We start from the raw sequence: 22,863 nt of genomic DNA on the forward strand, positions 1-22,863 counted from the left end.
CTCCCCCCAGCCATGATCCCCACCTACCTCACCCACCTCACCACCCTCCCCCAACACCCCAACGGCAAGACCAACACCACCCAACTCCCCCCACCTGTAGCGGATTTTGAGGGGCCGGGGGCAGCGGGCGCGGAGCGCGTGGAACCGCGGGACGACGTGGAGCGGGAGCTTGCGCTGATCTGGACCGAGGTGCTCGGGACGCCCGCGTCGGTGGGAGTACGCGACGACTTCTACGCGCTGGGCGGCCACTCGCTGCTCGCGGTGCAGATCGTCTCCCGGGTGCGGGACACCTTCGGGGTGGAGCTGCCGTTGGAGCGGATGATCAGCGGCCGGCCCACGGTCGAGGCGCTCGCGGAGGCCGTCCAGGAGATTCAGCTCTCCGACACCGACGAGGCCGAACTGCTCGCCGCCCTGGCCGCCTTGTAACCATCGGTGCACGTCGAGCGGCCCCGGGTGTGTTCCGTTCCCCACCCGGGGCCGCTCGACGAAGAAGAGGTCCGGAGTCAGCCGCGTACGGTCAGACCCACCGCTGTGACGTCGGTCAGGTTGGCGCCCCAAGTGCCCCACGTCAGGTCCTTGGGAAGGGAGCCGGCGCCTTGCGGGAGGCCGCGCGAGTACGCGGTGACGCGCAGCGGGATCTCTCCCTTGCCGGTGACCTTCACCGTGATGTCGAAGCCGTCGGCGGGGATGCTGTAGAGGGCGAAGCCCCACTTCCATGGTCCGGCGGACGTGGGCCGGTTGGTGCCGCCCTTCACGTGGGCGCCGATGACATCGGCCCCGGCGACGGTGTGCGCGGAGGTGTCGGCGAACAGGCTCACGTACGACGTGCCCGGCTCGGGCTTGATGCGCAGACGTACTGTGCGGGCGCCGCCCTTGCCCGCCTTGCCGGACTTCACGGTGACGGTCGGCGCGGCCGGGCCACTGCCCGATGCGGCCGTCGCGATGTGCGCCTGGGTGGCGAGCCCGCCCGCGAGCGTGGTCGGGAAGGTGGGGAACTCGGCCCGGATGTCGGCGTGTTCGTAACCGGCGAGGGCACTTGTCCACTTCGGCGGGGCGTTGTCGGAGCTGATCCAGTGGCCCGTGCCGCGATCGGCGTCCCACGCGTAGGCCAGGTTGGTGTGGCGCGGGTGGTCCGCGTCGAAGGTGTCGAGGCGTACGCCGGTGAGGACGAGTGCGACTCCGGCCGCCAGGGCGAACCACGTGGTGGCCGGTGCGGTACGGCGCGGCAACAGGCCAAGGAGCGGTACGGACACCGTGGCGAGCAGCGCCATCACGGCCAGCGGCGCCACCGCGAGGGACAGGCCGAGGGTCGGGAAGACCAGCACGATCACCGGAAGGAGCAGCGGCAGTGCGATGAGGGCGCACACCGATACGGCCACCGTGCGCCAGGTGTCCCCGGACCCGGGCTCCGTGGTGCGCAGCGCGACGCACAGGGCCGCGCTGCCGAGGAGTACCGGCCAGGTGAACAGGTAGGCGGCGCCCGGGGCCAGGACGGCGGTGAGCAGTCCGAGGCCGGTGAGCCAGCCCCATCCGCCCAGGGCGAGTTGGGGGGCCGTCACCTTGCGGCGCAGCAGCAGGTACCAACCGAGGACGGCCGCCGCGGTCAGGGTCAGGAACGCGGCGCGGAACCACCCGGGGCGGTAGCTGTCGCCCATCGAGAGGTCGGCGTATCCGGGCCGTATGGCGCAGAGCAGCTGCCAGCCGCCGAAGCCGACCACGGCTGCGGCGAGCAGCGCGAGCGGGAAGGTCAGCGCGGCACGGCCGATGCCGCCGCGGGCCATACCGCGCCGCCCCGCGTACCAGACCGTGCCCGCGTAACCCGCCGCGGCGAGCAGGGCGAGCGGCAGGGCCAGGTAGCGCGGGTAGTGGACGAGCAGGCCGGTCACCGTGAAGTAGGTGTCGTCGCCGCCGTCGCGCAGCTTCGTGAGGTCACGTCCCGACAGGTCACGGGCGGCGGCCAGGGTGTTGTCACCCTGGCTCTGGATGCTCTCCGCGGAGAGGTTCGCGACCGAGTCGCCGGGCGTGTGGTAGCGAGCGGATCCGTCCACGAAGGCGAAGTTGAGGCCGCCGAAGCCCTCCTTCTTGAACTCGGAGAAGTCGGTGTCGTTCGGCAGGTACGTGTAGACCTCGTCGGCGAGGGACGTGGCGATGGGCCGGTCCGCGCCGCTCAGCGCGGACAGCGCGCCGCTGTTGCGGGGGCCCGACTCGAACATGATCGACGGACCGGATGTGCCGCGCGCCTCCAGGTTGAGGACGACCGTGTTCGCCGGGTCGAGCGAGCCGCCCGCCACGAAGGCGTGCGCGCCGAGCAGGCCGGGCTCCTCACCGTCGGTGAACAGTACGTCCACGGTGTTGCGTGCCGCCCCGCCGTCCGCCCGCAGGGCCCGCACCACTTCGAGGACGGCGGCCACGTTGGCGCCGTTGTCGGACGCTCCGGGTCCGGCCGGAACCGAGTCGTAGTGCGCCATCAGGAGCAGATGTCCGGCGTCGGCGCCCGCCGTGCCGGGGAAGACGGCATGGATGTTGGTGACCGTGGCCACCAGCGCGGTGCCCTCCTCGTCGCGGGAGACCGGCTGCGCCTGAGCCTCGACCTTGCCGCCGAGGTCGGTGAGGCGCCGGGTGAGGTGGTCGCGGGCCGAGGCCGACGCGGGGCTGCCGAGCGGGCGCGGTTCCTTGCCGATCACCTTCGCGTCCTTCAGGGCGCGCGCGGCGGAGAACTCGGTGGGCGATGCGTCGGCCGGCTTCGCGTCCGGCGGTTGCAGCGTCCACACGGACGCACCGGTCAACAGCGCGAACAGGGCGAGGACCACGAGCGCGGCCCGGCGCGCTTTCGATGGCGCCTTCGCGTTCGACGGTGCGTTCGTGCGCGCGGGAACGGGGGCACTAGCCCCGGAATTGGGCATGGTGAAGCACCAGTCTCTCCGTGTCTCGGAATGTTCGGCAATTCGGGCGATCGGCTCGGAACGCGTACTTCACCGGAATTATCGAGAGGCTCAAGGTGCCCTGTCGCTCCCATCTGACAAGGTGTTTCGCCGAGTTGACATAGTCCGGGCGGTCCGCAGGGGCGAATTGACAAAGTCCTGCCGCTGTTCTGGCGGCACCTCGTTCGCTGGCTAGCTTTACGTCGGTATTGAACTTCCCCGTCGAATGCAGAAGCCGGAGAAAAACAATGATCAATGCTGCCGTTGAGACCTACTGGGTCGTCGTCAACGACGAGGAGCAGTACTCGGTGTGGCCGACGGGCCGTGAGGTCCCGGAGGGCTGGCGGACCGTCGGGGTGACCGGCCCCAAGGACGAGTGCCTGACCTGGATCGACGCGAACTGGACCGACATGCGGCCGCTGAGCCTGCGCCGTTCCATGGGTGACGCTCCGGCCGCCTCCGCCTGACCTCTCCCGCCGACTCGCCCAACCGACCAACGAGGGGGAACGAGCTGTGATGGCCCATTGGCAGCAACTGCTCGATGAGCTACTGGCCCAGGGTGGATCCGCCCGTGGGCTCGAGATCGCCGGGGACGCCTGGAGCGGCAAAACCCGCCGCCTGGACGGACTCGCCCGCCGTGCCGCCAGCAGCGGCTGGTCCGTCGCCCGTGGCCGTCCGGGCCGACTCCAGGACTCGGCGCCGTTCGGGCTTTTCCTCGATGCCCTGGACGATCTGGTGACCGCGCGGGGCGGGGAGCTGCGCGCCCGGCTCGGCGATGAGGAGCAGGAGCGGCTCGCCGCCCTGTTCCCCTCGATGAGCCAGGGTGTGCCGCACGACCACCCCTCCTGCGACCTGTACCGCGAGTGCCGGGCCATCCGCAGCCTGATCCATGAACTGGCTTCAGAGGGCGGCCTGTTGCTGATGCTCGACGATCTGCACCGGGCGGACGCCGACTCGCTCGACCTGCTCGGCTACCTCCTTGAGCGGCCGCCCGCCGGGCCTGTGCTCATCACGGTCGCCCACCGCCCGCGCCAGCTCGACCACCGCACCCACACCCTGCTCGCCGACGCTGCCGCCCGCGGTTTCGCGCACCGCGTCGAACTGGCCCCGTACGCCCTGGACGACCCCGAGCTCACCGCGCTCGTGCCGCCGGGCGCCGACGACCGCACCCGGCGCACTCTGCTGCGGCGCAGCGGCGGCAATCCCGGGCTGCTGCTCGCGCTCGCCGCGACCGGCACCCAGGCTCCCTCCGCGGTCCCGGCCGAGCCGCCCGCCCGGGTGGCGGCGGCCGCGCTCGGTGACTTCCAGGGGCTCGGGCCTTCGGGGCGGGCCATGGTCGGCGCCGCCGCCGTGCTGGGTGAGGCCTTCGACTTCGCCATCGCCGCCGCCGTCGCGGGACTCGACGAGAGCGCCGCGCGCGCCGGGCTCGACGAGGCGCTCGCCGAGGACCTGGTGCGGCCCGTCGGCGAGGGGGCCGACTACTGCTTCCGGGACGCCGTCGTGCGGGCCGTCGCCTATCACTCGGCGGGCCGCGGCTGGCGCTCCGGCGCCCACGCCCGGGCCGCTGCCGCCCTGCGCTGCCACCAGGGCCCGGCCGAACTCCGTGCCCAACAGCTCCTCCACGCGGTCGAGGTGGCCGATGACGAGGACGTACGGGCCCTGGTGGACGCCGCTGAAGATGCGGCCCCGCGCGATCCCGACGCGGCCGTGCGCTGGGCCCGGCACGCCCTGCGGCCCGCAGTCACCGCCGACGTCGCGCTGCGGGCCCGCGCCCAGAGCGTGCTCGGCAGGGCGCTGCTGCACAGCGGTGAGTTCGAGGAGGGCGCGGCTGTCCTGCAACGCCTCCTCGCCCCCGGTGCGGACGTTCCGGCCGCGCAGCGCGCCGAGGCCGTCGCCTCGCAGGCACTGGCCCACCGCCTGATGGGGCGCCCGGAGGCGGCGCGCCACCTGCTGCACGCGGAATTCCCTTCCCTCACACGGTGCGAGGGCGACTGCGCACCTGCCGCCTCCGACGCCGAGGGCGCCGCCGCCAGGCCCGGTTGCTGCGCGCTCCGCCTCGCCATGACCGCGCTCGTCCTGGAGGCGGGCGGCTCGTGGAGCGGAGCCGACCGGGCCGCTCTCACCGCGCTCGGCGCCGCCGCTCCGCGCGATCCGTCCGCGCTCGCCGCCCTCGCCGCCACCGAGGCGCAGTTCGGGCGTATGTCCGTGGCCGGCGAGCACGCCGAGCAGGCAGCCGCCCTCGTCGACTCGCTCCCCGACGAGACGCTCGCCGCCCACCTGGAAGCCTTCCAGTGGCTGGCCGGGACCGAGCTGTTCCTCGGCCTGCCGCGCGCGGCCGAGACCCACCTGGAGCGGGCGGTCGCACTGGCCCGCCGCTTCGGGCAGGAGCACCTGGCGCCCCGGCTGCTCGTCGGCCTCGGCCAGGCGCGGCTGCGTCTCGGCTACTTCCCCGAGGCGCTCACCTGCGCGGATGAGGCCGAGCGCATCGCACGCGCCACCGGCGCAACGCCGATGCTGGCGCTCGCCGCGGGGCTGCGCGAGGAACTGGACCTGCTGCACGGAGTGGCCAGGCCAGCCCCTCAGGAGCCCGCGCCGCTGCTGCCCGAACTGAGCGGGCGGGAGCGGGAGATATCCGTCCTGGTCAGCCAGGGCCACACCAACCAGCGCATCGCCCACACCCTCGAACTGAGCCCGAAGACCGTCGAGACCTACCTCGCCCGCATCTTCAAGAAGCTGGGCGTGTGCTCACGGGCCGAGGTCGCCGCGATGGTCGGCCGCGCCGCACACCTGGTCACCCAGGAGCCAGTGCCCACCGCAAGGCCCGCCGCGTGAGGCGCCACCCGGTGCGCCTGGGCGGCCGAAACGACCGTGGAGAAGGGACGGCATCATGACAGCCGCGCCCGAGGAAGCCGAGCTGACCGGAGCGGTGACAGCATCCACCCGCCTCGGCGGACCCTTCTGGCGGCTGTGGACCACCACCTTTGTCGCCTCCTGGGGCGACGGACTGCGGCTCGCCGCGCTGCCGCTGACCGCCGCACTGTTCACCCGCGACCCGCTGCTCCTCTCCCTCGTGACCTTCGCGGGCCAGCTCCCCTGGGTGCTCGCCGGGACCTTCGCCGGGGCCTTCGTGGACCGGCACGACCAGCAGCGCGTCATGTTCTGGTCCGACGTCTCGCGCGGCGGGATCGCCGCCCTGTTCACGCTCGCCCTGTTCGCAGGGCACGGTCACATCGCGCTGCTCATGACGTTCGCCCTGGTGATGGGGGTGGTGGAGACCCTGCGCGACAGCGCCGCGCTCGCCCTCCTGCCACGCCTGGTCGCCGAACCCCTGCTCGACAAGGCCAACAGCCTGCTGCAGGGCGGCGCGATGCTCTGCGTGGAACTGGCCGGACCGCCGCTCGCCGCGCTCCTTCTCGTCTCCGGTACGTCCTTCCCGTACGCCGTCGACACGGCCACCTTCGTCCTTTCCGCGTTGCTGATCGCGGGCCTCGCCGGACGCGTGCCGCCGCCGCCCGCCCGTACCGCGAAGACCACGCTGCTCGCCGACGCGGGAGAGGGGATCCGCTGGCTGTGGCGGCACAAGGCGCTGCGGACGGTGTGCGCGCTGGTCGGCGCCTTCAACTTCGCGCTCAGCGCCGTCGTCGCGGTGGCCGTCCTGTACGCCTACGACGTGCTCGGCGTCGACAGCGTCGGCTACGGCCTGCTCATGGCCGTCATCGCGGTCGGCGGGGTGGTCGGCGTCACCGTCACCCCGGCGCTGACCCGCAGGCTCGGCCGCGAGCGCACCGTGCTCCTTTTCTGCGGGCTCGCCCCGCTCTCCTTCGCCGTCGCCGGCGCCACATCGCAGCCGCTGTTCGCCGCCGGCGTGCTGAGCACCGTCGGCATGGCGCTCGCCGTCATCACCATCGTCACCACCTCCCTGCGCCAGGTCCTCGTCCCCGCCCACCTGCTCGGCCGGGTCGGCAGCTCCTACCGGCTCGTCGCGGTCGGCATGTCCCCGCTCGGCGCCGTCGCGGGCGGCGCCACCGCCTCCTTCGCCGGTCTACGGGCCCCCTTCTACCTGGCCGCCGCCGTCCTCGCCGTGGCCTGGGCGTTCAGCCTCCCCGTGCTCTCCCGCACCCCGAAAGGAACCTCATGACCACCCCCAGGACCGCGCGCACCGGCCCGGCCGTGATCGCCATGTGGAGCCCCCCGCGCTGCCGCTCGACCGCCTTCGAGCGCATGATGATCGAGCGCGGAGACCTGACCGTCCTGCACGAGCCGTTCAACGTCCTCGCCAGCAAGGGCAGTTACGAGATCGAGGGCCGCGCCCTGCGGAGCGAGACCGCGCTCCTCGACGCGATCATCGAACTCGCCAGGACCGGCGGCCGCCCGGTCTACTTCAAGGACACCACCGACTTCCGGTACGCCGAACTGCTCGCTGACGCCCGGTTCACCACCGAGATCCAGCACACCTTCATCATCCGCGATCCCGCGGAGGCCATCGCCTCGCACTTCGCCCGGAACCCCGAACTCACCGTCGACCAGGTTGGGTTCGGCCTCTGCCACGAGATCTTCGAGAGCGTCCGCGCCGCCACCGGCACCGTGCCGGCCGTCGTCGACGCCGACGACCTGGTGGCCGACCCGGCAGGCACGGCAGCCGCGTACAGCCTGCACACCGGACTGCCGCACCGGCCCGACGCGCTCAGCTGGCAGGCGGGCGAGCGCGGCGAATGGCAGGTGTTCGAGGAGTGGCACCGCGACGCGGCGGCCAGCACCGGCATCCACACCCGCTCGGGCACGTACGCGGACACCGTGCACAACAACCCGCGCCTGGCCGCCCTGCACGCCGCCCAGCTTCCCTTCTACGAGGAGCTGCGCGCCCATCGCATCGGTGCCGACCGCATCGGTGCCGACCGCATCGGCGCGCGCCGAGGAGCCGCCGTATGACCAGCCGCTTCGAACAGCTCGCCGTGGACTGCCTGGAGCCGCGCAGGCTCGCCGCGTTCTGGTGCGCCGTCCTCGACTACACCGTGCACGAGGACCGTGACGGCGACCTCGTGGAGATCGGCCCCGCCGCACTCGCCCCGCTCGACGAACTGCGCCGCACCCCGGTCGCCCCGCAGATCGTCTTCGCCCGCGGCCACACCACGAAGATCCGCAAGAACCGGCTGCACCTGGACGTCTGTCCCATCGACAGCGATCAGGCGGCCGAGGTGAAGCGCGTCATCGCGCTCGGCGCCCGCCCCATCGACATCGGCACGGCCAAGGAAGCGAGCTGGACGGTGCTCGCCGACCCCGAGGGCAACGAGTTCTGCGTGCTGCGCAGCCTCGCGGCCGGTCACTTCGAGGAATAGAGGAGCGGTACGGGCATGAGCGGTTCATCCATCCCCTCGTCGGCGCGGGACGACCAGCGCCGTGCGGCGGCCGGTTCGCCCTGGCTGCGGACCTGGCACTCCGGCGGCCCGGCCAGGCGGCGTCTGCTGTGCCTGCCGCCGGCCGGTGGCGCCGCGCACGTCTACGGCCGGTGGGCGGCGCGCCTTCCCGCCGGGACCGAGGTGGTCGCCGTCGAGCTGCCGGGCCACGGCACGCGCGTCGGCGAGCGCCCGCTGACGCGGATGGCCGATGTCGTCACCGGCATCGAGACAGCGCTCGACGGCCTCCCCGAACTCCCGCTGGCGATCTTCGGACACAGCATGGGCGCGGTCATCGGCCTGGAACTCGCCCGTTCGCTGCGCCACCGGGGCGGCCACCCGGTGCACGCGGTGATCACCGCCGCATCGCCCGCCCCGTCGACGCCGCCGCCCGACCGCTGGGCGAAAGGCGCGGACACACCCGACGGGGAACTGCTCGCCCTGCTCGACCACTCCGGCAGCCTGCCGGACCAACTGCGCGAGCACACCGAGTTCCTGGACCTCTACCTGCCGGTGCTCCGCGCCGACCTGGAGATCCTCTCCGGCCACCGGGCCCGCCGCGAAGAACCCCTGCCGTGCGCGCTGCGCGTGTACCTGGGCGCCGACGACCCGCTGGTCACCGAGGCCGACGCATGGCCCTGGTCGCCCCGGGACATCGCGGGCGACCGCCGCCTCCGCGTCTTTCCCGGCGGCCACTTCTTCCTGCACGAGCACCCCGGCCCCGTCCTCGACGGTCTCGCCCGCGATCTCGCCCTCGTCACCCCCGGCGCCTGAGCCCAGGAGCAGCAGATGAACCCCCAAGCCCCACTCGCCGACACCCTGGCCGGGCTCACCCCGCAGCAGCGGGCGCGGCTCACGCTCGAACTGGCCCGCCGCAAGGCCGCGAAGAACCCGGCGATCCCCGCTCAGGCGCGCACCGCGGACGGCGAACAGACCTTCCCCGCATCGCCCGGCCAGGAGCGGCTCTGGTACCTCCACGCGCTGGAGCCCGACTCCACGGCGTACGTCCTGCCCATCGTCCTCCGGCTCGGCGGCGCCGTCGACACGGCCGCCCTGCAAGGGGCGCTCAGTAAGCTCGTCCGGCGCCACGAAGTGCTGCGCACCGTGTTCCGCGAGGATGCGGACGGCCTGATCCAGCAGGTGGTTCGGCCCCCGGACGAGGTACCGCTGCCGGTCACCGGGCTCGCGCCGGGAGTGAGCGACGACGCCCTCTGGGAGCGGGTGCGCGGTGAGACCGTCCACCCCTTCGACCTCGCCACCGGGCCCCTGGTGCGGGCCTCGCTGCTGCGCCGCACCCCGACCGAGTGGGTGCTTGTGCTGTGCGTGCACCACATCGTGGTCGACGGCTGGTCGCTCGGCGTCCTGGTCGGTGAAATCGCGGAGACCTACGCGGCCTGCGCCGAGCAGCGAGCCCCGCAGCTCCCTGAACTGAGCGTGCAGTACGCGGACTTCGCCGTCTGGCAGCGCGAGCGCCTTTCGGGCGAGCAGCCGGCGGAGCATCTGACGTACTGGCGTGGCCACCTCGGCGGCGCCCCGGTGCTCGACGTGCCGGGCGACCGGCCGCGCGCCGCCGAGCAGTCCTTCGCCGGTGACTCGGTGCCGCTGGAGCTGCCCGCGGCCCTGGTCGGGCGGCTGACCCGCCTTGCGGAGAGCGAGTCGGCGACCCTGTTCATGGGGCTGCTCGCCGGGTTCTCGGCGGTCCTCGGGCGCTGGGCGGGACAGCCGGACGTCGTCGTGGGCACCCCGGTCGCGGGCCGTACCCGTACCGAACTCGAGCCGTTGGTGGGCTTCTTCGTGAACACCCTCGCCCTGCGCGTCGATGTGGGGGGCGGCGCCTCGTTCCGCGAGGTGGTGCGGCGGGCCCGGCAGACCGCGCTCGACGGCTTCGCCCACCAGGAGGTGCCGTTCGAGCGCGTCGTCCAGGAACTCGGCGTCGAACGCGGCAGCAGCCACCCCCCGGTCGCCCAGGTGATGCTCGCGCTGCGCAACGTCCCCATGAACCCACCCACCCTGGGTGACCTGAACGTCGAAGTAGTCGAACTACCCCGCCCCGTGGCCCAGTTGGACTTGAGTGTCGAATTGGCGCCCACCCCGGAAGGCGGCCTGACCGGCGCCCTTGAGTTCTCCTCCGAGCTGTACGACCGCGCCACCGCCCGGCGTCTGGCGGCGGGCGTCGTCGCGCTCCTGGATGCGGCGGTGGAGGACCCGGAAGCCCCGGTGGCCCACCTCGACACGGTCGGCACGCAGGAGCGCGCGCAGCTGCGGACCTTCGGGGGCCGGGACATTGAGCCGTTCGCGCCCGCGTTGTTGCACGAGTTGATCGAGCGCCGGGTGGATGCGGATCCGGCGGCGGTGGCGGTGTGTGGTGATGGTTCGGGCGACAACTGGTCCTATTCGTATGGCGAGTTGGACGAACGTGCGAACCGGGTCGCGTGGTGGTTGCGGGCGCGTGGAGTGGGTGCCGAGTCGCTTGTGGGGGTGTGCCTGGAGCGCGGTCACGATCTGGTGCCGGTGCTGTTGGGGGTACTGAAGGCGGGCGCGGCGTATCTGCCGCTCGATCCGTCGTATCCGGCGGACCGGATCGGTCAGCTGGTGGCGGACGGGCGTCCGGCTCTGGTGCTGACATCGGCGGGTGCGGACGCGGTCCTGGCGGGTATGGCCGCCACGGATGCCGACATCGTCGTCCGCGTCGAGGACATCGCCGACGACCTCGCGCAGCAGCCCGCCACCCGCCCCGCCGTCCCCCTGCACCCCCTGAACGGGCTCTGCATGCTCTACACCTCCGGCTCGACCGGCCGCCCCAAGGGAACGCTGCTGCACCACCACGCCCTCACCAACCGGCTGCGCGGCATGGTCGACCAGTACCGCTTCCACGCCGGGGACCGGGTCCTCCACAAGTCGCCGCTCGGCTTCGACCCGCACCTGTGGGAGTGCTTCGTCCCGCTGATGACGGGCGCCCGCGTGGTGATGGCGGCGCCCGGCGGCCACCGCGACCCGGGGTATCTGCTCGACCTGTGCGAACGGGCCCGGATCACCTGCGCCGACGTCGTGCCGTCCATGCTGCGCGCGCTGCTCGGCCACGGCGGGCTCGACGCCCGCGCCGCGGGGCTTCGGCTCATGCTGTGCGGCGGCGAGGAACTGCCCCCGGACCTGGCGGCGGAGTTCGTACGCAGGCTGCCGGGTGCCGAGTTGCACAACATGTACGGGCCGAGCGAGACCACCATCGACGCGACCACCCACCACCTCACCGCCCCCGTCCCCGAGGGCCGCGTCTCGATCGGCCGCCCGGTCCCCGGCTCCCGGGTGTACATCCTGGATGCGGCCTTGCACGAACAGCCCGTCGGCGTCCCCGGCGAACTGTGCGTCGGCGGTGTGCCGTTGGCGCGCGGCTACCACGCCCGCCCCGGCCTGACGGCAGACCGCTTCGTGCCCAGCCCCTTCGAGGAGGGGGAGCGGCTCTACCGCACCGGCGACCTGGCCCGCTGGCGGCACGACGGCACGGTGGAGTACCTCGGCCGCCTCGACAACCAGATCAAGATCCGCGGTCAGCGCATCGAACCCGCCGAGGTCGAGGCCGCGCTGCTCGACCACCCCGCGGTCGACCAGGCCCTGGTCACCACGGAACCCGGCGCGGACGGAGCCGCCCAACTGGTCGCCCACCTCACCGGCACGGGCGCACTCGACGCCGCCGAGCTGCGCGGCTTCCTCGCCGAACGGCTGCCCGCCGCCATGCTGCCCGGCTCCCTGGTGCGCCTCGACGCCTTCCCGCTCCTGGCCAACGGCAAGGTCGACCTCAAGGCCCTGCCCACCGCACCGGGCGAGCGCCTCGTCACCGTGACGGCCTACGAGCCGCCCCGCGACGCGCTCGAAGAGGTACTCGCCGGGATCTGGGCCGATGTCCTGAAGGCCGAACGGGTCGGCGCGCAGGACGACTTCTACGACCTCGGCGGACACTCCCTGCTCGCCACGCAGGTGGTCTCCCGCATCACCGCGATGCTGCGCGTCGAGGTCCCGCTGCGCGCCTTCGTCGGGGTGTCCACCGTCCGCAGGCTCGCCGCCGTGGTGCGCCAGACCGCCCGGGGCGAGGGGCTCGACGTAGACCAGATCGCAGGCCTCGTCCTCCAGATCAGCGGCCTCGCAGCGGATGAGATCACGCAGCAGCTCAAGGACTGACCACCCCACGGCTCCACCACTTTGGAGGTACGACACCGATGGCCCTCGCGCCCTTCTCCGCCGAACAGCAGAAACTCCTCGATCAGCTCCTCGACGGCCAGGGAGTGGCCCGCCGGTCAAGCGCCATCGAGCGCCGCCCCGACCCGGCGGCCCCGGCCCCGCTCTCGTACGCGCAGGAGCGCCTGCACTTCTTCGACCGGATGCGGCCAGGATCGCCGCTCTACTCGATGACCGGCCTCGTCCGGCTGCGCGGCGCCGTGGACGTCACGGCCCTGGAAGGCGCGCTCGGCGATGTCGTGGCCCGGCACGAGGTGCTGCGCACCGTGTTCCGCTCGGACCAGGACGGCACGGTCCACCAGGTCGTGCGGCCCGCGACGCCCGTGACGCTGCCCGTCACAGAGGTCCCGGACGGCGGCGAGGACACGGACGCCGGTGAGGACGCGGTGCGCGAGCGGGTGCGGCAGGAGAACGAGCGCGGCTTCGATCTGGCCGAAGGCCCCCTGCTGCGCGGCTCCCTGATCAGGCTCGGCGACACAGAATGGGTGCTCGTACTGTGCGTGCACCACATCGTGGTGGACGGCTGGTCGCTCGGCGTCCTCGTCGACGAACTCGCCGAGACCTACGCGGCCAGGGTGGCGAACCGCCCGGACGAACTCCCCGAACTCCCCGTCCAGTACGCCGACTTCGCCCTCTGGCAGCGCGATTGGCTGTCCGGCGAACGCCTGGAGCGTCAGCTCGCCTACTGGCGCGGACAGCTCGACGGCGCGACGGCCCCGGAGGTCCCCGGCGACCGGCCCCGCCCCGCGGTGGACTCCTTCGCGGGCGACTCCGTACGCGTGGAGGTGCCGGCTCCCGTGGTCGCGGGCCTCACCCGCCTTGTGGAGGACGAGTCGGCGACCCTGTTCATGGGGCTGCTCGGCGCGTTCTCGGCGGTCCTCGGGCGCTGGTCGGGCCGCGGTGACGTGGTGGTCGGCACGGCCGTCGCGGGCCGTACCCGTACCGAACTCGAACCGTTGGTCGGCTTCTTCGTGAACACCCTCGCCCTGCGCGTCGACGTAGGGGGCGGTGCCTCGTTCCGTGAGGTGGTGCGGCGGGCCCGGCAGACCGCGCTCGACGGCTTCGCCCACCAGGATCTGCCGTTCGAGCGGATCGTGCAGGAGCTGAGCCCCGAACGCCACAGCTCGGGCCGCATCCCCTTCGTCAACCACATGCTGGTGCTTCACAACACGCCCTACCCCGAAGTCCGCCTGCCCGAGGTCACGTTCGAGGTGGTGCCGCAGCACACGGGCACCGCCAAGTTCGACCTGGAGCTGGAACTGACGCTCACCGCCGAAGGGTCGCTCGCGGGCGCCCTGGAGTTCTCGTCGGAGCTGTACGACCGGTCCACCGCCGAACGTCTCGTCGAGGGCGTGGTCGCCCTGCTGTCCGCCGCCGTCGAGAACCCCGACGCACCGGTCGACCTGCTCGACGTCATGGGCCGCGAACAGGACGCCCGGATACGTGAGTTCAGCGGACTCGGCGCGGCGCCGTTCGCCCCTGCGCTGTTGCACGAGTTGATCGAGCGCCGGGTGGACGTGGATCCGGCCGCGGTGGCGGTGTGCGGTGACGGTGTGGGTGAGGCGGGTAACTGGTCGTATTCGTATGGCGAGTTGGACGAGCGGGCGAACCGGTTCGCGTGGTGGTTGCGGGAGCGTGGAGTGGGCGCCGAGTCACTGGTGGGAGTGTGCCTGGAGCGCGGTCGTGATCTGATCCCGGTGCTGTTGGGCGTACTGAAGGCGGGCGCGGCGTATCTGCCGCTCGATCCGTCGTATCCGGCGGACCGGATCGGTCAGCTGGTGGCGGACGGGCGTCCGGCCCTGGTGCTGACCTCGGCGGGTGCGGACGCGGTCCTGGCGGGTATGGCCGCCACGGATGCCGACATCGTCGTCCGCGTCGAGGACATCGCCGACGACCTCGCGCAGCGGCCCACGACCCGGCCCGCAGTCACCGTCGACCCGCGCAACCCGGCCTACGTCCTGTTCACCTCCGGCTCCACCGGCCGCCCCAAGGGCGCAGCCAACTCCCACCACGCCATCACCAACAGGCTGCTGTGGATGCAGGACCGCTACCGGCTCGACGCCACCGACCGGGTGCTGCACAAGACGCCGATCGGATTCGACGTATCGGTGTGGGAGCTGACCTGGGCGCTGCTGACCGGCGCCCGGATCGTACTCGCCGACCCGGGCGGCCAGCGCGACCCCGAGTATCTGGCGCGGGCCACCGCGGCCGCCGGCATCACCACCGCCCACTTCGTGCCGTCCATGCTGAAGGTGTTCCTCGACACCGCGGAGGCGCTGGGTACCACCGGGGCCGTGGGCGCCGCGCTGCCGGAGCTACGGCGTGTGGTGTGCAGCGGCGAGGAGCTGACGCCGGAGGTCGCCGCCCGCTTCCAAGCGCTGTTCCCGCACGCCGAGCTGCACAATCTGTACGGGCCGACCGAGGCATCCATCGACGTCACCGCCCACCACGTCACCGCTCCGGTCACCGGCCGGGTTCCGATCGGCACCCCGATCACCGGGGCCCGTATCCACATCCTCGACGCGGCCCTGCGCATGCAGCCGATCGGCGTCGCGGGCGAACTGTGCATCGGCGGCGTGCCGTTGGCGCGCGGCTACCACGGCCGTCCGGGCCTGACGGCAGACCGCTTCGTGCCCGACCCCTTCGAGGCGGGGGAGCGGCTCTACCGTACCGGCGACCTGGTGCGCCGCAGGGCCGATGGCGCGGTGGAGTACCTCGGCCGCCTCGACAACCAGATCAAGATCCGAGGCCAGCGCATCGAACCCGCCGAGGTCGAGGCCGCGCTGCTCGATCACCACGCGGTCGACCAGGCCCTCGTCACCACCGCGCCCGACGCGGACGGCACACCCCAGTTGGTCGCCTACCTCACCAAGTCCGCGAAGCCCGCCGCCGCCGGGCACGATGCGCAGGTCGACCGGTGGAGCGAGGTCTTCGACCAGATCTACCGGGCCGGCGAGCAGCAGACGGCCGACCCGACCTTCGACATCTCCGGCTGGATCAGCTCGTACACCGGGGAGCCGCTCGGCGCGGACGAGATGCACGGGTGGGTCGACTCGATCGTGGACCGCGTGCTCGCGCTGCCGCACCGCCGGGTCCTGGAGATCGGCTGCGGCACGGGTCTGCTGCTCTTCCCCATCGCCCCGCACACCGAGTACTACCGTGCCGTCGACGTCTCCGAGGTCGCCGTGCGCGACCTGGCGGACAAGCTGCGTCTGCTGCCGCCGGGCTCGGGCGAGGTGGAGCTCGTGCACGGTTCGGCCGAGCAGTTCGACGGGGTGGAGGACAACAGCTTCGACACCGTGCTCATCAACTCGGTCGCCCAGTACTTCCCCAACGCCGACTACCTCGCCGACGTGCTGACGCGGGCGTTGCGCGTGGTCAGGCCCGGCGGCGCGGTCATCGTGGGAGACGTCCGCAACCACGCGCTGCTCGACACCTTCCACGCCTCGCTCCAGCGGACCGATGCCGACGGCGAGGAGAGCGAAGAGGGGGAGGAGTTCGAGCGGGCCGTCGCCGATCGGGTCGCGCAGGACGCCGAACTCGTCATCGACCCCCACTTCTTCACCGCCCTGGCCGGTGACCGTCCCGAGATCGAGGGCGTCTCCTTGCTCGCCAAGCGCGGCCACCACCGCAACGAGCTGGTCAAGTACCGCTATGACGCGGTCCTGCACCTCGCGGACGAGCACGACGAGCACGACGAGCACACGGCGGCCCAGTCGGCCCCGCCCGCCGACGCACCGGTCACCTGGCCCGCCGCGCCCGTCGCCGATCTTGCGGCGCGCCTCGACGCCGAACGGCCCGAGAGCGTACTGATCCCGGCCGTCGCGGATCAGCGGCTCGCCGCCGACCTCGAAGCCGCCCGGGGCGGCACCGCGCTCGACCCGGCCGAACTGGCGGTCGCGGTAGCCGACTTCGGGTACGAGGTGGTCCCGGCACTGCATCCAGAACGCCCCGGCCACCTCGACGTCCTGCTCACCCGCTCGGCACGGCGCGCCCTGCGTCCCGTACGCGACCTGCCGCTGCGGGCCCCCGACCGGGGCTGGGCCGCCTACTCCAACAACCCGATGGAGGCCGCCTGGCGCAGCTCGCTCGTACCGGAGCTGCGCGCCCACCTCCAGGACAGGCTCCCCGAGTCGATGGTCCCGCGGCACTTCCTGGTCCTCGACGCCTGGCCGCTGAGCGCCAACGGCAAGCTCGACCGCAAGGCGCTGCCCGAGCCGAGCGCCGGACGCGATGCCACCACCGCCGTGTACGTCGCGCCGCGCACCCCCACCGAGCGGGCCGTCGTCACGGTCTGGTCGGACGTCCTCGGGGTGAGCCGGGTCGGCGCCCTGGACAACTTCTTCGAACTGGGCGGCCATTCGCTGCTCGCCACCCGGGTCACCGCCCGGCTCGCCGACGCGTGCGGCACCGAGGTACGCCTCGGCGCCTTCTTCCAGCACCCGACGGTCGCGGCGCTCGCCGCTCACATCGACGAGGAGGCAACTCGGCAGGTCACCGTCCGCGCCCCCGTCCGCAGGGCCGACCGCAGCCGCTACCGCGGCACCCGTCAGGCCCCCGCTGCCACCCCCGTCCCCACCGAGGCGACGGCCTGAGAACCGGGCCGAACCCACCAGGAGAGTGACCACCACAGTGACGACGACGACCACGGCCGGGCCCGACACCGCGCTCGCCCCCCTGCCTCCACCCACAGTTCCCACTCCCTGCCACTGCACCTGCGGTGCCACGGTCTGGCTGACCGGCCTGCCGAGCGCGGGGAAGAGCACCATCGCGGGACTCCTCGCCGATCGGCTGCGCGCCGCGGGCCGCCGCGTCGAGGTCCTTGACGGCGACGAGATCCGCCGCTTCCTCTCGGCCGAGCTCGGCTTCTCGCGCGCCGACCGGGACACCAACGTACGAAGGATCGGCCTGGTGGCCGAGGTGCTCGCCGCCAACGGTGTGATCGCGCTGGTTCCGGTGATCGCGCCGTACGCCGACAGCCGCGCCGCCGTCCGGGCCCGCCACGCCGCCCGCGACGCCGCGTATCTGGAGGTGCACGTCGCCACCCCGGTCGAGGTGTGCGGCGCCCGCGACGTCAAGGGCCTCTACGCCCGGCAGGCGTCCGGCGAGCTGACAGGACTGACCGGCGTCGACGACCCGTACGAGATCCCCGAGCGCCCCGAACTGCGCCTTGACACCCACCGCAGGAGCGAACGGGAGTCGGCGGACGCGGTCTGGGCATTGCTGGCGGACAGGGGGCTGGTGTGATGACGACCCTGACGAGCGAGATGACGTCTCTGACGACGATCGCACCTCCCGCACCGCTGACCCACCTCGACGACCTGGAGTCCGAGGCGGTGCACATCTTCCGTGAGGTGGCGGGGGAGTTCGAGCGGCCGGTGATCCTCTTCTCCGGCGGCAAGGACTCCATCGTCATGCTGCATCTGGCGCGTAAGGCGTTCGCCCCCGCCGCGGTGCCGTTCTGCCTGCTGCACGTCGACACCGGACACAACTTCCCCGAGGTGCTCGACTACCGAGACCGCGCGGTCCTGCGGTCCGGCCTTCGGCTGCACGTGGCGTCCGTGCAGGAGTACATCGACGCGGGCAAGCTGCGCGAACGCCCCGACGGGACGCGCAACCCGCTCCAGACGGTGCCGCTGACCGAGGCGATACAGGAGCACCGGTTCGACGCGGTGTTCGGCGGCGGGCGCCGCGACGAGGAGAAGGCCCGCGCCAAGGAGCGGGTGTTCTCGCTGCGGGACGAGTTCTCGCAGTGGGACCCGCGCCGCCAGCGCCCCGAGCTGTGGCAGCTCTACAACGGCCGCCACGCGCCGGGCGAGCACGTCCGCGTGTTCCCTCTCAGCAATTGGACCGAGCTCGACGTCTGGCAGTACATCGCCCGCGAGGGAATCGAGCTCCCCGAGATCTACTTCGCGCACGAGCGGGACGTGTTCGCGCGCTCCGGCATGTGGCTGACCGCGGGCGACTGGGGCGGGCCCAGGGAGGGCGAGAAGGTCGAGCGGCGCCTCGTCCGCTACCGCACGGTGGGCGACATGTCCTGCACCGGCGCCGTCGACTCCGACGCCACCACGCTGGACGCCGTCATCACCGAGATCGCCGCGTCCCGGCTCACCGAGCGAGGCGCCACCCGCGCCGACGACAAGATGTCCGAGGCCGCCATGGAAGACCGTAAGCGCGAGGGGTACTTCTGATGACCACGATCGACCTGAGGACAGCCAACGACACCGTGCCGACACCGCCGGTCGCGGTCGCGCCCGCGCCTGCCGTCGACACCCTGCGCCTCGCCACCGCCGGGTCCGTCGACGACGGCAAGTCCACCCTGGTGGGCCGGCTCCTGCACGACTCCAAGTCGGTCTTCACCGACCAGTTGGAGGCCGTGGAGGCGGCCTCTCTCCGGCGCGGCCAGGAAACACCGGACCTCGCGCTGCTCACCGACGGCCTGCGGGCCGAGCGCGAGCAGGGCATCACCATCGACGTCGCCTACCGCTACTTCGCGACCCCGCAGCGCCGGTTCATCCTCGCGGACACCCCGGGCCACGTGCAGTACACCCGGAACATGGTCACCGGCGCCTCCACCGCCGAACTGGCGGTCATCCTGGTCGACGCGCGCAACGGCATCGTCGAGCAGACCCGCAGGCACGCCGCGGTCGCCGCCCTGCTGCGCGTCCCGCAGGTGGTGCTCGCCGTCAACAAGATGGACCTGGTCGGCTTCGAGGAGAGGGCGTTCGCGTCGATCGCCGACGAGTTCACCACGTACGCGGCGTCGCTCGGCATCCACGACGTGACCGCCGTCCCGGTGTCCGCGCTGCTCGGCGACAACGTGGTGGACGCGTCCGCGAACATGGACTGGTACGCGGGCACCACCGTCCTTGAACACCTGGAGACGGTCGCGGTGGGCGGTCGCGCCACCGAGGCCCCGGCCCGCTTCCCGGTCCAGTACGTCGTGCGCCCGCAGAGCCCCGAACACCGCGACTACCGCGGCTACGCGGGCCAGATCGCGTCCGGGGTGCTCCGGGTCGGCGAGCAGGTCACGGTGCTGCCCGCCGGGCGGACCAGCACCATCACCGGCATCGACGTCCTCGGCGAGCCGAGCGCGAGTGCCCGCGCCCCGCAGTCGGTGACCTTGCTGCTCGCCGACGACATCGACATCTCGCGCGGCGACCTGATCGCACCGAGCGCCTGCGCGCCCGCGGTCACCCGGGACGTCGACGCGACCGTCTGCCACCTCGCCGACCGGCCGCTCACGGTGGGGCAGCGGGTACTCCTGAAGCACACCACCCGCACGGTGAAGGCGATCGTCAAGGACATCCCGTCCCGGCTGACCCTGGCCGACCTCGGCCGCAGCCCCGATCCGGGGTCCCTGTCGGCCAACGACATCGGCCGGGTGGTGCTGCGCACCGCGGACCCGATCGCGCTCGACGCGTACGCCGACTCGCGTCGCACGGGCTCGTTCCTCCTGATCGATCCGGCGGACGGCACCACGCTGGCCGCGGGGATGGCGGGGGAGGAGGACCTCTCCACCGGCTGAGGACGAGCCGAGCTGCCTGTGCCCCGCCCGTGCCCTGATCGTGCCCTGACCGGGTTCGGGGCACGGGCAGGCGGCCGTCACTGCATCCGGTACTCCTGCTCGGGCCGCCCCGTCGTCCCGTACCGCAGGGTCATCCGCAGGAGGCCCGAGGAGACGAGCGAGGCGAGGTAGCGCTGCGCGGTGGCGCGTGAGACGCCGATCAGTTCGCCGACCTCCCCCGCGGACAGCGGCTTCGGAGAGTTCCGTACGGCGGTCAGCACCGCGTCGGCCGTCACGGTACGGGTGGTGGGCCGACGGTCGGGGCGGCGGCCGACGGTCTCCCGCAGTGCGCGGTACGTGCTCTCGACGGTGCTCTGGTCCACGGACTCCGCGTCCGTCAGCTGCCGGAACCGGGCGTAGCCCCGCAGCTTCTCCGCGAGCAGCTCCGGCGGGAACGGCTTGACCAGATACGCCAACGCGCCCGCCGACAGCGCGCGCCGCACCACAGGCCCCTCGGCCGCCGCGCTGAGAACGAAGGCGTCACAGTCCAGGCGGCGCAGCAGATCGATGCCGGAACCGTCGGGCAGATAGATGTCGACCAGGGCCAGATCGACGGCCGAACCGGCGGCCGCGAAGGCGTCGACGGCCTCCAGCGCCGCCGTCGCCGTGTGCGTGGTGCCGGCCACCCTGAAGCCGGGCACCTCTTCGACCAGCGAGGCGTGGATCCCGGCGACGCGGAAGTCGTCGTCGACCACGAGGACGGAGTACGGCTCTCGTTCGGCTGCCGCGCGGTCAGTCATCGTTGTCCCGCTTCCATGACATCGGGGAGCCGGGCCACGAACACCGCGCCGCCGGAGACCTGTTCGGGGGGCCGGTCGATATCCACGTCGGCCTCCGCGTCGGCCTGTGGGGGCCCGCCGGGTTCCGCGATGTATACGTCACCACCCCTGGTGCGGGCGATCTGGCGGGCCAGGGCGAGGCCGATGCCGCGTCCGCCGACGACCGAGGCGTGGTTCTTCGTGGACACGCCTTCCCGGAACACGTCGTCCTCATGAGGAACCGGATTGACCGGATTGACCGGGACACCGTCACCGGTGTCGGCGACGGTGATGAGCAAGGTGGTGTCCTCCGTCATGAGTTCCACTTCGACGAACTTCCGGGCCCGCTGCCCGTCCTTGGCGGCTTCGATCGCGTTGTCCACGAGATTGCCGAACACGGTGGTGACGTCGACGGGTGCGTCGAGGGTGCCGTCGACCCAGGTGGCGCCCCCGATGACCAGGGTCACCCCGCTCTCCCGCGCCTGTGCGGCCTTCGCCGACAGGAAGGCGCGCAGATAGGAGTCACGGACCGCGTCGATGCCCGGCAGCGCTTCGCCGAGCGGTCCCGTACCGAGGATCGTGTCGATGTACTCGGTGGTCTCGGTGAGGTGCCCGCCGTGGGCGAGCGCGGAGACGACGTGCAGCCGGTTGGCGAACTCGTGGCGCTGCGCGCGCAGCGCCGAGCTCATGGCCTGCACCGCGTCGAGCTGGCGGGTCAGGGATTCCACGTCGGTGCGGTCCTTGACGGTCAGGAGCGTGCCGAGATCGCGCCCGTCCCGGCGCACTTTGCGGGATGAGATCACCAGTACCCGCTCACCGACGGCGGTCATGACAGGACCGTGAGCGGGTCCGGGGCCGGGACTGCGCAGCGCATCGACCACCCGGGGAGTCAGCCCCAGTTCCTCCAGTTCTCCCAGATCACAGCCGGAGGCGGCGTCGGGCACGAGCAGCAGCCGACGCGCCTCGTCATTGACGACCGTGACCTTGCCCTCCGTGTCCAGGGCGAGGACGCCTTCGCCGATGCCGTGCAGGACCGCCTCCTGTTCCTGTACAAGGCCGGCCAGTTCCTCGGGCTCGAGCCCGAGGGTCAGCCGCTTCCACCGCCTGGCGAGGAGCGCGGACGCGGCGACGCCGAGCAGCAGGGCGACCACGAGCCAGCCGAGGCCACCGAGCAGGACGCGCAGGAACTGGGCCTGTACGGCGGACACGGCGAGCCCCGCGTTCGCCTCGCCGACGACCTCGGTGGTCGAACCGGGCGCGTACACGGGAACCTTCGCGACGACCTCTTCACCGAGGTGGGCGCGGTGCCGCGCAAGCACTTCGTTTCCGGCGAGCGCGCCGGAGGGATCGGTGCTCACCTTCCTGCCCAGCTGTGAGTGTTCCGGGTGGGCGAGCCTGATGCCCCGGTCGTCCGTGACGACGACGAACAGTGACCCGGTCCTGACCCGCGCGGCCTCTGCCACGGTCTGCGCCGTGCCCTTCGCGAGCGTCGCGCGCGAGGTGTGCGCCGCGCCGCTTCCGGGGCGGTCGTTGCCCGCGGAGAACTCGGCGGTGGCGCGCCTGACGGAGGGCTCGGAGGCGATCGTCCGGGCCACCGCGAGCGCACGCAGCTGGTACTCCCGGTCGAGCCGGTGCTCATTGGAGTACGCGAAGGCGGCGAAAGCCGCGGCGAGGGTGACCGCGACCACCGCGCACTGCAGGAGCAGCACCTGGGTCCGCAGCCGCAACCGGGTCCGCAGCCGGGGCCGTACTCGCCCCGGCGGTTCGACGATTCTCACCAGCCGACGGTAACCCCGGCGCGGACCGTGCGCAGAACGCTCAGATCAGGGGTTTCACGGGTTACGAGCACAACCTGGAGGCGCCGGGCGACCGGCCGATACGTTCCCGCCGGGACACAACGAGCCGCATATCAGGAGTTCTTCAATGACGATGGCACTCACTGCATCACGCATGCCCTCATGCCTGGCATCAGGCCTGCCCGCGGGCCCCGAAGA

At 72.4% G+C, this 22,863-nt stretch carries 15 protein-coding genes; 12 read left to right on the plus strand and 3 right to left on the minus strand.

Features of this window, described 5'->3' with window-relative positions:
• Positions 1 to 426: phosphopantetheine-binding protein (locus tag ACFQ7F_RS27230; protein ID WP_383275324.1), on the plus strand; the 426-nt coding region annotated here is incomplete at its 5' end.
• 77 nt (positions 427 to 503) lie between these two features.
• On the opposite strand, the gene ACFQ7F_RS27235 is transcribed toward ACFQ7F_RS27230, so the two are convergent.
• A complete protein-coding gene (locus ACFQ7F_RS27235) occupies positions 504 to 2,903 on the minus strand; it encodes a M20/M25/M40 family metallo-hydrolase (RefSeq protein ID WP_383275326.1) in 2,400 nt (799 codons plus the stop codon).
• A 266-nt stretch (positions 2,904 to 3,169) separates the two neighbouring features.
• Here ACFQ7F_RS27235 and ACFQ7F_RS27240 point away from each other — a divergent pair, with 266 nt between their 5' ends.
• From ACFQ7F_RS27240 to ACFQ7F_RS27290, 11 genes are all read left to right on the plus strand, one after another.
• Complete coding sequence (locus ACFQ7F_RS27240) at positions 3,170 to 3,388, plus strand: MbtH family protein (protein ID WP_383275329.1); 219 nt, start codon at positions 3,170 to 3,172, stop codon at positions 3,386 to 3,388.
• A gap of 49 nt (positions 3,389 to 3,437) precedes the next feature.
• Complete coding sequence (locus ACFQ7F_RS27245) at positions 3,438 to 5,753, plus strand: AAA family ATPase (protein WP_383275332.1); 2,316 nt, start codon at positions 3,438 to 3,440, stop codon at positions 5,751 to 5,753.
• 55 nt (positions 5,754 to 5,808) lie between these two features.
• Positions 5,809 to 7,059 (plus strand): MFS transporter, encoded by a 1,251-nt coding sequence (locus ACFQ7F_RS27250; protein WP_383275335.1) that lies wholly within the window; start codon positions 5,809 to 5,811, stop codon positions 7,057 to 7,059.
• A complete protein-coding gene (locus ACFQ7F_RS27255) occupies positions 7,056 to 7,850 on the plus strand; it encodes a sulfotransferase family protein (RefSeq protein WP_383275338.1) in 795 nt (264 codons plus the stop codon). The genes ACFQ7F_RS27250 and ACFQ7F_RS27255 overlap by 4 nt, the downstream gene beginning before the upstream one ends.
• A complete protein-coding gene (locus tag ACFQ7F_RS27260; RefSeq protein ID WP_383275341.1) occupies positions 7,847 to 8,257 on the plus strand; it encodes a VOC family protein in 411 nt (136 codons plus the stop codon). Before ACFQ7F_RS27255 ends, ACFQ7F_RS27260 begins: the two co-directional genes overlap by 4 nt.
• Before the next feature lie 15 nt (positions 8,258 to 8,272).
• Positions 8,273 to 9,088: a thioesterase II family protein gene (locus ACFQ7F_RS27265; protein WP_383275344.1), complete on the plus strand. Its 816-nt coding sequence runs from the start codon at positions 8,273 to 8,275 to the stop codon at positions 9,086 to 9,088.
• Between the two features lie 15 nt (positions 9,089 to 9,103).
• Positions 9,104 to 12,487 (plus strand): amino acid adenylation domain-containing protein, encoded by a 3,384-nt coding sequence (locus ACFQ7F_RS27270; RefSeq protein ID WP_383275347.1) that lies wholly within the window; start codon positions 9,104 to 9,106, stop codon positions 12,485 to 12,487.
• Between the two features lie 38 nt (positions 12,488 to 12,525).
• Positions 12,526 to 17,139 carry an amino acid adenylation domain-containing protein gene (locus tag ACFQ7F_RS27275; protein WP_383275350.1) on the plus strand — a complete coding sequence of 1,538 codons (4,614 nt, stop codon included), beginning with the start codon at positions 12,526 to 12,528 and terminating at the stop codon, positions 17,137 to 17,139.
• Between the two features lie 82 nt (positions 17,140 to 17,221).
• On the plus strand, positions 17,222 to 17,791 hold the full coding sequence (gene cysC, locus ACFQ7F_RS27280) for an adenylyl-sulfate kinase (protein ID WP_383275415.1): 570 nt from the start codon (positions 17,222 to 17,224) through the stop codon (positions 17,789 to 17,791).
• 20 nt (positions 17,792 to 17,811) lie between these two features.
• A complete protein-coding gene (gene cysD / locus ACFQ7F_RS27285; RefSeq protein ID WP_383275418.1) occupies positions 17,812 to 18,735 on the plus strand; it encodes a sulfate adenylyltransferase subunit CysD in 924 nt (307 codons plus the stop codon).
• Positions 18,735 to 20,072, plus strand: a complete 1,338-nt coding sequence (locus ACFQ7F_RS27290; RefSeq protein WP_383275353.1) for a sulfate adenylyltransferase subunit 1 — start codon at positions 18,735 to 18,737, stop codon at positions 20,070 to 20,072. Before cysD ends, ACFQ7F_RS27290 begins: the two co-directional genes overlap by 1 nt.
• A 77-nt stretch (positions 20,073 to 20,149) precedes the next feature.
• Here ACFQ7F_RS27290 and ACFQ7F_RS27295 read toward each other — a convergent pair whose 3' ends face one another.
• Entirely contained in the window at positions 20,150 to 20,851 is a 702-nt protein-coding gene (locus ACFQ7F_RS27295) for a response regulator (RefSeq protein ID WP_383275356.1), read from the minus strand.
• Positions 20,848 to 22,647: an ATP-binding protein gene (locus ACFQ7F_RS27300; RefSeq protein WP_383275359.1), complete on the minus strand. Its 1,800-nt coding sequence runs from the start codon at positions 22,645 to 22,647 to the stop codon at positions 20,848 to 20,850. Before ACFQ7F_RS27300 ends, ACFQ7F_RS27295 begins: the two co-directional genes overlap by 4 nt.
• Between the last annotated feature and the right edge of the window lie 216 nt (positions 22,648 to 22,863).

This window comes from Streptomyces sp. NPDC056486 (assembly GCF_042795295.1).
In the GTDB taxonomy this organism is placed as follows: domain Bacteria; phylum Actinomycetota; class Actinomycetes; order Streptomycetales; family Streptomycetaceae; genus Streptomyces.